General features: G+C 41.9%; 13 protein-coding genes and 1 other RNA gene. 8 read left to right on the forward strand and 6 right to left on the reverse strand.

What is annotated here, in order from left to right; genetic code table 11:
* Positions 1-62: 62 nt before the first annotated feature.
* Complete coding sequence (locus SLS51_RS07670; RefSeq protein WP_323837026.1) at positions 63-650, reverse strand: ankyrin repeat domain-containing protein; 588 nt, start codon at positions 648-650, stop codon at positions 63-65.
* A 15-nt stretch (positions 651-665) separates the two neighbouring features.
* The gene (locus SLS51_RS07675) at positions 666-1,682 is read right to left on the reverse strand and encodes a Tle-like phospholipase domain-containing protein (RefSeq protein ID WP_323837028.1); all 1,017 of its coding nucleotides are present in this window, start codon (positions 1,680-1,682) and stop codon (positions 666-668) included.
* 758 nt (positions 1,683-2,440) lie between these two features.
* On the opposite strand from SLS51_RS07675, the gene ung reads away from it, so the two are divergent.
* Positions 2,441-3,121, forward strand: coding sequence for a uracil-DNA glycosylase (ung, locus tag SLS51_RS07680; protein ID WP_323837030.1), 681 nt, complete (start codon positions 2,441-2,443; stop codon positions 3,119-3,121).
* 68 nt (positions 3,122-3,189) lie between these two features.
* Here ung and grpE read toward each other — a convergent pair whose 3' ends face one another.
* A complete protein-coding gene (grpE, locus tag SLS51_RS07685; RefSeq protein WP_011147556.1) occupies positions 3,190-3,771 on the reverse strand; it encodes a nucleotide exchange factor GrpE in 582 nt (193 codons plus the stop codon).
* Positions 3,772-3,895: 124 nt separating this feature from the next.
* Between grpE and nadK the strand changes: the two genes are divergently transcribed.
* From nadK to bamE, 3 genes are all read left to right on the forward strand, one after another.
* Positions 3,896-4,774, forward strand: a complete 879-nt coding sequence (gene nadK, locus SLS51_RS07690) for an NAD(+) kinase (protein WP_323837034.1) — start codon at positions 3,896-3,898, stop codon at positions 4,772-4,774.
* A gap of 88 nt (positions 4,775-4,862) precedes the next feature.
* Positions 4,863-6,524, forward strand: coding sequence for a DNA repair protein RecN (gene recN, locus SLS51_RS07695; protein ID WP_323837036.1), 1,662 nt, complete (start codon positions 4,863-4,865; stop codon positions 6,522-6,524).
* 199 nt (positions 6,525-6,723) lie between these two features.
* Positions 6,724-7,071: an outer membrane protein assembly factor BamE gene (bamE, locus tag SLS51_RS07700; RefSeq protein ID WP_323837038.1), complete on the forward strand. Its 348-nt coding sequence runs from the start codon at positions 6,724-6,726 to the stop codon at positions 7,069-7,071.
* Positions 7,072-7,126: 55 nt separating this feature from the next.
* On the opposite strand, the gene SLS51_RS07705 is transcribed toward bamE, so the two are convergent.
* Together SLS51_RS07705 and SLS51_RS07710 are read right to left on the reverse strand one after the other, a co-directional pair.
* Positions 7,127-7,420: an RnfH family protein gene (locus SLS51_RS07705; protein WP_011147560.1), complete on the reverse strand. Its 294-nt coding sequence runs from the start codon at positions 7,418-7,420 to the stop codon at positions 7,127-7,129.
* On the reverse strand, positions 7,413-7,847 hold the full coding sequence (locus SLS51_RS07710; protein ID WP_323837041.1) for a type II toxin-antitoxin system RatA family toxin: 435 nt from the start codon (positions 7,845-7,847) through the stop codon (positions 7,413-7,415). The genes SLS51_RS07705 and SLS51_RS07710 overlap by 8 nt, the downstream gene beginning before the upstream one ends.
* A gap of 156 nt (positions 7,848-8,003) precedes the next feature.
* Between SLS51_RS07710 and smpB the strand changes: the two genes are divergently transcribed.
* Together smpB and ssrA are read left to right on the forward strand one after the other, a co-directional pair.
* The gene (smpB, locus tag SLS51_RS07715; protein WP_323837043.1) at positions 8,004-8,486 is read left to right on the forward strand and encodes an SsrA-binding protein SmpB; all 483 of its coding nucleotides are present in this window, start codon (positions 8,004-8,006) and stop codon (positions 8,484-8,486) included.
* A gap of 50 nt (positions 8,487-8,536) precedes the next feature.
* Positions 8,537-8,900, forward strand: a transfer-messenger RNA (tmRNA) gene (gene ssrA / locus SLS51_RS07720).
* 340 nt (positions 8,901-9,240) lie between these two features.
* Here ssrA and SLS51_RS07725 read toward each other — a convergent pair.
* Positions 9,241-9,456 (reverse strand): hypothetical protein, encoded by a 216-nt coding sequence (locus SLS51_RS07725; RefSeq protein WP_323837045.1) that lies wholly within the window; start codon positions 9,454-9,456, stop codon positions 9,241-9,243.
* A 139-nt stretch (positions 9,457-9,595) separates the two neighbouring features.
* Between SLS51_RS07725 and SLS51_RS07730 the strand changes: the two genes are divergently transcribed.
* Positions 9,596-9,721: a hypothetical protein gene (locus SLS51_RS07730; protein ID WP_323837047.1), complete on the forward strand. Its 126-nt coding sequence runs from the start codon at positions 9,596-9,598 to the stop codon at positions 9,719-9,721.
* A 30-nt stretch (positions 9,722-9,751) separates the two neighbouring features.
* Positions 9,752-9,852, forward strand: a 101-nt coding sequence (locus tag SLS51_RS07735) for a helix-turn-helix domain-containing protein (RefSeq protein WP_323837053.1), incomplete at its 3' end; no start/stop codon positions are given.

Genomic DNA, 9,852 nt, shown 5'->3' on the forward strand with positions numbered 1-9,852 from the left:
CCGGTAAAAAGAGGCCAGTCAGCTTAACTGACTGGCATTAGGCCAAATCGCCCGTTTTTACCTTACTTCAAATAATATCGGCTGACTTGCTGAGCTTTCAGCCAATGATTGACTTCATCATATTTCGCTTGCATCTCATAGCTCCACGCTTTTAGCGGAGTGAGATTGAAATACATCTGGAACGTTGATTGCTGCTTGTTTTGCAATTTAGGATCAGCGCCTGACTTCAACAATATCAGTGCCAGTTCCGGTGAATTAATTTTAGCTGCAATATGTAACGGAGTATCCCCAATCCGATTAGCCTGATTAGGATTAGTACCAGCGACCAACAATAATTCAACCTGCATTTTTCTCCCTAACTGAACCGCAACATGTAAAGGTGTTGCTAAGGTCACAGGATGCATAATATTCACATCAGACACAACAGATAATAAAGATTTAAGATAATCAGGATTGTTGATTTTTGCAGCCGTATGCAAAGCACTTTCTTGTTGCAAACCAAGTTGAGTAGGATCAGCGCCCTCCTTCAGCAAATTATTAATATCATCCATTTGCTGATTGAATATCGCCCATTGTAACGGAGTTATATTTTCTTTACCCCGCTGATAATCTAGTTCCGATTCAGGCTCAATTACTTCATTAATTTTCATCACACTTCTCTTTAATTATGCGGAAACGCTCAGATCCGGTTCATTAAGCATGACTAGAGATTCTTCTTGCTGTTCATCATTTAAAGATGACCAAGGTTTGTATATCGTTAATAATTCCAGCACCTTTTTAAGAGAATGTGCTTTTAATCCACGTATCAGATTATGAGGAAACCCCTGACCTGACTCTCCTGAATCATCATTATATTTCAGTAAGATTTTATGTCCTATTGGCTGAGATACTGGCAGTTTCTGTTGTAATGCATCAAGTAAATCATGCTCCACAACATAATGGCGTACCAATCCATTTTCAGCGATAGCCCTACCCTCTTGGGGTGAAAAACCCAAATTTTTCATCATATTGTCAGAAACACCGGCCGAATTAAATATTACCGCAGGCTTTCCAACTGATAATGCGGCTGTCGCGGCTAATCCACCTCCCAAAGAGTGCCCAGTAAATAACAAGTTTTCCCCAAATGCTATTCTGGCAGTGCGAGCTAAATCGATGGCTTGATGATATTGAGCTTCATCAAATCCAAAACCTTGTCGTAAATTAGTTAATATATCCTTCAAATCATTAGTGCCCACAAAAGCCACTATATAGAGATCGTCATTCCGATAAATACCTGCCTGAAAACCTGTTGTTTTATCCCTTAAATTTGCCGGTTCTATTCCTGCCTTTAATAATTCACCATCAGAAAGACGAATATAATCACCTATTCCCATCGTGGTGCTTATGTAGACATCATCAGAAATCAAGGTCAACATATAATCAATTTCATGGGATTGCTTACCACTAATTTGTTCAGACTTAATTCCTGTGATTGACTTTAAATTAAGGTTAATACTCTGTTCATTAATTAATGATTGATAGACTCTATTATTTTGTTTAGTCGTTTCCGAGAGGGAAAAAACTTCTGTAGTCGCTTTTTCAATATTTTGGTCTGGAACAGAAGGCGGTGTAACAAGTTGAAGATTATTTAAAACGGGAAAACTTGAATCGACTGATAGATTCATTTCAATTGATAAACTCATAAAATTCCCCTAAGGATAGCTGAAAATAATCGACGATTTAATCAATACAACTCATCTATCGGCAGGGAATGCCATTGGGTTAAATAAATGTTTAAATTTTGTTAACAAAATTAATCAACTGTGATTCTGCTCTCTGATAACAGAGAAATTCCTACCTATTATTTGCCAATAAATAGCCAGAAAAGAGTCAAAGAAACTGACTGTTTACAACACATACCGTTTTGGTTTCATACGATATTCAAACAACGATCCAGCTTATTCTTAACCACAATCTGGTCTTCATGCATTGAATGCTAGCAATCATTTCGCACAATCAACCAAACTATCAATGAGTTATCTTGGTTATTTGCTCAAGCCAATATGTCTCATTCCTATATATACCCTATGGATTTCAAGATGCATCGCGGCGGCAAGGGAGCGAATCCCCGGGAGCATAGAAAACGATGTGACCGGGGTGAGAGAGTGCAGCCAACAAAGAGGCAACTTGAAGGATAACGGGTATATCCACACAAATGAGGATACTCATTGATTCAGAACAGTTAATTTCATATAGTTACTATAAAACATACTACTACCTTATGTTTTAAATAAGTTTTTATAGCTAACCACACAGCAATTCTTTGGGTAAACTTTCAAAAATACTTTACAACATTGAAATAGTTATCAAGAATTTAGTTTTAGTGTGCATCAAAGGTTTTCCTCTGATTTTGTAATCGGTAAGCTAACATCCATTTGGTAATCTATAAAAAGGATTTACTATGTCCGCACCTCTCACATGGCACGACGTAATCGGTAACGAGAAAGAACAACCCTATTTTCTCGACACACTAGCCTATGTCGCAAAAGAACGTCAGGCAGGTAAAACCATTTATCCGCCGCAACAGGATGTATTTAATGCATTCCGCTACACCGAATTGGTTGATATTAAGGTGGTGATACTTGGGCAAGACCCTTACCACGGCCCTAATCAGGCACATGGCCTCTCTTTTTCTGTGCAACCGGGTATTCCTGCACCACCGTCGCTGGTTAATATGTACAAAGAGCTGGCATCCGATATACCTGACTTTCAGCATCCAAATCACGGTTGCCTAGTCAGTTGGGCTAAACAAGGGGTGTTACTACTCAATACCGTACTTACCGTAGAACGTGGTAATGCACACTCCCACGCGAATCTGGGTTGGGAAACTTTCACTGATAAAGTCATTGCCGCTATCAATGAGCACCGTTCAGGCGTCGTTTTTCTGCTTTGGGGATCCCATGCTCAGAAAAAGGGCTACTTTATTGATGCTAATAAACACCATGTTCTCAAAGCACCCCATCCATCGCCACTATCTGCCCACAGAGGGTTCTTTGGCTGTCAACACTTTTCAAAAGCCAATGCATTGCTAGAAAAACAAGGCATCGCGTCAATTAACTGGACACCTGAGTTGCCACAGTAAAAAAATGCCGCCCCAGTTGGAGCGGCATTGATACTTATTACTGAACTAAAATGACTACTGAGCTAAAATTACTTTGATACGGCTACCATTGCCGGGCGTAACAAACGGCCATTTAAGGTATACCCTTTCTGCATGACCATCATGACATGATTCGGCTCATGCTGATCGGATTCCATCATGGTCATGGCCTGATGAATTTCAGGATTAAAAGGAACATTTGTGTCGCCAACAACTTCAATACCAAATTTACCCACAGCCCCAAGGAAAGACTTCAACGTCAGCTCGATGCCTTCAACCATAGGTGCTATTTCGGTGTTAGTGCGATCTGCCACCTCCAAAGCGCGCTCAAGATTATCAATCACTGGTAACAGTTCATTGGCAAATCTTTCTAACGCAAACTTATGGGCTTTTTCCACATCTTGCTCAGTACGACGACGGATATTTTCAACTTCAGCCTTAGCACGCAAAATGGCATCACGTTCACGCTGTTGCGCCTGCTTGAGCTGTTCTTCCAGCTCTGCGACACGCGGATCAACAACACTTTCAGTCTCTGATGCTTCTGCTTTATCCGCACTGTTTTGCTGTTCAGATACAACTTCCATATCTTCCGAGACTTGCTCGTCAGGCATTTTTTGTTCTTTACTACTCATGAATATCTCCGCGTATTTGGCATTAATCTCGCTACTTAGCCTATTATGGGGATCTAAACTGGGGATTCAAGGGAACCCGCCGTATTGTGAGGATAAAACCTCTTGCTAGAAGGAAATTATAACGATGAATAAAAAATTCAAATGCATAGGTATTGTTGGTCATCCTCGCCACCCAGAAGCACTTGCTACTCATGAAATGCTTTATCATTGGTTAAAATCCAAAGGTTACTCTGTCATTATTGATCGTCAAGTAGCCAAAGACATTGGTTTAAAAGATGCACAAACTGGTGGTCTGACCGAAATTGGTAAACAAGCTGATTTAGCTGTCGTTGTTGGTGGTGACGGCAATATGTTAGGCGCTGCCCGGGTCCTTTCCCGTTATGACATTAAAGTCATTGGTATTAACAGAGGCAATCTAGGTTTTCTAACCGACTTAGATCCTGATAATGCTTTGCAACAACTTTCTGAAGTATTGAATGGCGAATATCGGAACGAACACCGTTTCCTACTAGAAGCTCAAGTCAGAAGAAACGGCCAGAAACCTCGTATCAGTACCGCTATCAACGAAGTCGTACTCCATCCGGGGAAAGTGGCACATATGATTGAATTCGAAGTCTATATCGATGAACGTTTTGCCTTTTCCCAACGTTCTGACGGACTGATTATCGCAACGCCAACCGGTTCCACAGCTTACTCGCTTTCCGCAGGTGGGCCAATTCTGACACCAAATCTGGATGCGATTGTCCTGGTACCAATGTTCCCACATACATTGTCTTCCCGCCCACTGGTTATCAGTAGTGAAAGCAGTATCAGGCTGAAATTTTCCCAAAATAGCAACGATTATGAAGTCAGTTGCGATAGCCAGATAGTTCTACCCATACAGGATGGAGAGGATGTAATTATTAGCCGCAGCAAACAGAAGCTCAATCTCATTCACCCTCAAGACTATAATTACTTCAACACATTAAGTACAAAACTAAGCTGGTCTAAAAAAATGTTCTAAAAAATTAGGTTTCACTACTTTACTGTATAAAAAACCAGTTTATACTGTATGAAGATACAGAGGTGTTTTTATACACAGGAGAAGTGTGATGCTCACCCAGTTAACCATTAGCAATTTTGCCATTGTTCGTGAGCTTGAAATTGATTTCCAGCCAGGCATGACAGCCATCACAGGTGAAACCGGCGCGGGTAAATCCATCGCAATTGATGCATTAGGTTTATGTCTAGGTAATCGTGGTGAGGCCAATATGGTACGTAACGGGGCTTCTCGTGCTGATATTTGTGCCCGGTTTTCTCTTTCTGATACGCCTTCTGCTCGTCAATGGCTAGAAACACACCAACTTGATGACAGTAATGAATGCTTACTTCGCCGTACAATAACGTCAGATGGCCGTTCCAGAGGCTTTATCAACGGCACTGCCGTACCGATTTCCCAATTACGCGAACTGGGTACCCACCTTATTCAAATTCACGGTCAACACGCCCATCAATTACTATTAAATAACGGTCACCAAAAACGCCTGCTTGATACTTACGCTAATCAATTCAATCTGCAAAATGAAATGAAACAGGCATATCAGCAATGGCACCAAAGTTGTCAGGATCTGGCTCGATTCCAACAACAGGCGCTTGAACGTCAATCTCGTCAACAGTTACTGGAGTATCACTTAAAAGAACTCAATGAGCTGGCACCGCAACCAGGTGAATACCAAGAACAAGATAATGAATATAAACGGCTAGCAAACCGTGGTCAGCTACTCTCTGTCAGCCAAACCGCACTCCAGCTACTGAGTGATAACGATGAACAAAATATTATCAGTCTGCTGAATTACGCCAAACACGAACTGGCAGAACTCATCACTATGGATGATAAATTCAGTCAATTACTCACTATGTTGGAAGAAGCCTCCATTCAAATTAATGAAGTCAGCGATGAACTCCGCCACTACGGCGATCAACTGGATATGGACCCAAATCGTCTTTTTGAGCTGGAACAAAAAATTTCACAACAAATTAGAGTGGCCCGCAAACATCACGTTGCACCGGAAGAACTTCCTTTACTACATCAACAATTATTGGAAGAACAGCAATTACTGGCGCAGCAAGAAGATGACTGCACCCACCTTAGTGAGCAAGTTAATAAACACCACAAGCAGGCATTGGAAGTTGCAGAAAGATTGCATCTGATTCGCCAACAATATGCTAAAGAATTAAGTGAACTCATTACGCACAGTATGCATCAACTCGCCATGCCTCATGGCCGCTTTACCATTGATGTCTCTTTTGCACCTGAATATCTGAATGCCGATGGTTCAGATAAAGTTGAATTTAACGTCACCACTAACCCCGGCCAGCCACACCAATCTCTCGCAAAAGTTGCTTCAGGTGGTGAACTTTCCCGTATTGCGCTGGCAATTCAGGTTATAACGGCTAAGAAAATGGAAACGTCCGCCTTGATTTTCGATGAAGTGGATGTCGGTATCAGCGGCCCAACAGCTGCAATTGTTGGCCGTCTGTTACGTAAATTAGGCGAATCTACACAGGTTATGTGCGTCACCCACCTGCCTCAAGTAGCTGGTTGTGGTCACCAACATTTTTATGTCAGCAAACAGACTGACGGTGAAGAAACTGAAACTCAAATGCAATTGCTGGATAAAAAGGCCAGATTACAAGAGCTGGCACGGCTTCTCGCGGGCAGTGAAGTGACAAAAAATACCCTGGCAAACGCTAAAGAGCTGCTAGCAGCGTAATTTGATACAACTTTTGCGTATATTTAAGGTCATAGTTAAAGCTTGTATACCCTATGGGTTTCAAGATGCATCACGACGGCAAAGGCAAAGGAGCGCAGCTAACAAAGAAGCAACTTGAAAGATAACGGGTATAAAGGTTTTCAATCTCATCAAGGTCTATTATTATCAACACCCTGACTCCTAAAGGAATGTAATTACCATGCGCTGTAAAATGTTGACTGCCGCTGCTGTATCATTTGTCATGCTGACTGCGGGTTGCTCTACGTTGGAACGGGCTGTTTATCGCCCTGACATTAATCAGGGGAACTACCTAACACCGACTAGTGTATCAAAAATCCACAAGGGAATGACCCAGCAACAGGTAGCTTACACATTAGGAACACCAATGTTACAAGACCCGTTTGGGACTCAAACGTGGTTTTATGTATTTCGTCAGCAACCTGGGCACGAAAAAGTGACTCAGCAAACTCTGACCCTGACATTTGACAGTAATGGTGTACTGACTGACATTAAAAACGACAATTCACTTACCGAAGATCTTCAATAACCGAAGAAATATAAACAGTCAGTCAAAAAAATAGATGACTGACTGTTTATAGTAATTATTGAGCATTATTTTTAGCTCGCTCTGCACGCTTACGACGCATTTCTTTTGGATCAGCCAATAATGGACGGTAAATTTCCACCCTATCACCCTCTTCCAAAATATCCGTCAACTTAACAGGACGGCTATAAACTCCGAGTTTATTCTTTTGCAAATCAATATCATTACGCAAAGTCAGCAAACCTGATGCAACTATTGCCTGCTCAACAGTTGAGCCTTGAGCCAATTTCACCGTACGCAGATATTGGCGATCAGGCAATGCATAAACAACTTCGACATTGATATCAGACACGATAAACCTCGCGTGCACGCAGAGTAAAAGCCTGCACCATACTTCCAACCAGTTCCTTAAAAATCTTACCGAAAGCCAATTCAATCAGCTTATTAGTGAATTCAAAATCAAGGTGCAACTCAACTTTACAGGCATCTTCACTCAATGGTATGAACTGCCAACCTCCCATTAACTTACGAAAAGGCCCGTCGACCAGTTGCATATTAATGCTTTGATTATCGGACAGAATATTCCGGGTAACAAAGGTCTTGCTTATACCCGCTTTCGAAACATCGACTGATGCAGTCATTTCGTTATTGCTAATACTCAACACACGACTACCAACACACCCCGGTAAAAAATCCGGATAAGAACCGACATCATTGACCAATTTGTACATTTGTTCCACGCTGTACGGTACTAACGCAGAGCGACTAATCTGTGGCATATAATTTCCTGTAAGTCTTAATTGTAGCAAATAATATCACCTATACGTGATCAAAGAAAAAATTGTCAGCGTATAATGCAATAAACACGCATTAATCAGCAAATATGCGCGGGAAAAGATTTCTTTCACCAAAGCATTCAGTATAATGCATACACTATGACAAAGAAAAAAGCACACAAACCCGGTTCGGCAACCATTGCCATGAATAGACGAGCTCGTCACGAATACTTCATTGAAGAAGAATTTGAAGCGGGTCTCTCGTTACAAGGATGGGAAGTCAAATCACTGCGCGCTGGTAAAGCCAATATCAGCGACAGTTACGTTTTGCTCAAAGATGGTGACGCTTATCTTTTTGGTGCCACCATCACCCCGTTAAATGTAGCTTCTTCCCATGTCATCTGTGATCCAATGCGTTCACGCAAACTTTTACTTAATCAGCACGAACTTGACTCATTATATGGTCGAGTCAATCGTGAAGGTTATACCGTTGTTGCCTTATCTCTCTATTGGAAAAACGCCTGGTGCAAAGTCAAAATTGGCGTAGCAAAAGGCAAAAAGGCACACGACAAACGTTCGGACATCAAAGAACGTGAATGGAAATTAGACAAAGCACGTATTATGAAGAATGCTGGGCGATAAATTCTGGCATTATAGTTTAGTATTCTGATATACTTGCGTTTAAGATACTTGGGGCTGATTCTGGATTCGACGGGATTCGCGAAACCCAAGGTGCATGCCGAGGGGCGGTTGGCCTCGTAAAAAGCCGCAAAAAAATAGTCGCAAACGACGAAAAATACGCACTAGCAGCTTAATAACCTGCGCAGAGCCCTCTCTCCCTAGCCTCCGCTCTTAGGACGGGGATCAAGAGAGGTCAAACCCAAAAGAGATCGCGTGGATGCCTTGCCTGGGGTTGAAGCGTTAAATCTAATCAGGCTAGTTTGTTAGTGGCGTGTCTATCCGCAGCTGGCAAGCGAATGTAAAGATTAGACTAAGCATGTAGTACCAAGGATGTAGGAATTTCGGACGCGGGTTCAACTCCCGCCAGCTCCACCAAATAAATCAAGGGGTTACACTAAGGTGTAGCCCTTTTTGTTTGCCCAATGTCCACTTTGCGTCCACTCATTTTATTTTTATGGGCATCAATGGACACTACCTGCACCGCCGCATTCCTTCTGGTTCATCACTGAAACTACTTAAGATGCTTGAACGTAGCCTTACGCTTATTAATGAATTAAAAGTACGCTAACTAATATTTTCACTTTCTTCCTTGTCATAATGCAAAAGGAGAAAACAATTTCAGTTCTGTATATCCTGTAAAGCCGCGCTCTATCTGATTTCTATGATAAAGCACGGCTTTTCTTTGTGAGCTTATTTTTCACGTAAAATACAATTTTCATTTAATATCAATGCATTGGGATTTTTCCGTGATCCTCTTTTGATCCAAAAACTGAAATTTCCTGAAAATCTTTTCAATCATTTCAGTTTGTGATTTCTCCCACTCCACCAGTATTGGCGCGGTTTGGCAGTTTGCCTTGTAGGATTTTAAAACTGAAAAAATTTTTTGATCCAAAACGTGCAGGCGGGTGCGGTGTAGTGCCGTTTTCGCCATAAGTTCATTTATTTCGTCATAAGCGCAGCAAGACAAACCGTCACCAAGGTGTTTATTTGATTCTTGAGTCAGATAATACAATCGGTTAAAGTAGCACTGCCATCGGCAAAATCCGATGGTCAGGGGGTCGCAGCCTTGAATGAGTAACCCACTGGTAAGGTTGTTTTCTTACCAGTGTGCCTGCTATCGCTTCTATGGTGGTTCAGGCAGGGGAGGCTATGCCTCGCCGGAATGGTTACTCTCCGGTACTGCGAACCCTGTTTGAACCGCCACCACCAAAGAGGGAAGCAGGAATATGAAAAAAGACTGGCATACCGCCGATATTATCGCTGCGATACGTAAGAAGAATAAAACGCTGGCATCATTATCCAGAGAGCACGGTTTAAGCTCTTCAAC

The sequence above is a fragment of the Photorhabdus africana genome (genome assembly GCF_035181445.1).
Classification (GTDB): Bacteria; Pseudomonadota; Gammaproteobacteria; order Enterobacterales; family Enterobacteriaceae; genus Photorhabdus; species Photorhabdus laumondii.

Bases quoted from the DNA above. Each gene is read 5' to 3' on its own strand.
- bamE (WP_323837038.1), top strand. From the start codon at position 6,724: ATGCGCTGTAAAATGTTGACTGCCGCTGCTGTATCATTTGTCATGCTG.
- recN (WP_323837036.1), top strand. From the start codon at position 4,863: ATGCTCACCCAGTTAACCATTAGCAATTTTGCCATTGTTCGTGAGCTT.
- ung (WP_323837030.1), top strand. From the start codon at position 2,441: ATGTCCGCACCTCTCACATGGCACGACGTAATCGGTAACGAGAAAGAA.
- SLS51_RS07675 (WP_323837028.1), bottom strand. From the start codon at position 1,682: ATGAGTTTATCAATTGAAATGAATCTATCAGTCGATTCAAGTTTTCCC.
- nadK (WP_323837034.1), top strand. From the start codon at position 3,896: ATGAATAAAAAATTCAAATGCATAGGTATTGTTGGTCATCCTCGCCAC.
- SLS51_RS07730 (WP_323837047.1), top strand. From the start codon at position 9,596: ATGAGTAACCCACTGGTAAGGTTGTTTTCTTACCAGTGTGCCTGCTAT.
- SLS51_RS07725 (WP_323837045.1), bottom strand. From the start codon at position 9,456: ATGGCGAAAACGGCACTACACCGCACCCGCCTGCACGTTTTGGATCAA.
- grpE (WP_011147556.1), bottom strand. From the start codon at position 3,771: ATGAGTAGTAAAGAACAAAAAATGCCTGACGAGCAAGTCTCGGAAGAT.
- smpB (WP_323837043.1), top strand. From the start codon at position 8,004: ATGACAAAGAAAAAAGCACACAAACCCGGTTCGGCAACCATTGCCATG.
- SLS51_RS07670 (WP_323837026.1), bottom strand. From the start codon at position 650: ATGAAAATTAATGAAGTAATTGAGCCTGAATCGGAACTAGATTATCAG.
- SLS51_RS07710 (WP_323837041.1), bottom strand. From the start codon at position 7,847: ATGCCACAGATTAGTCGCTCTGCGTTAGTACCGTACAGCGTGGAACAA.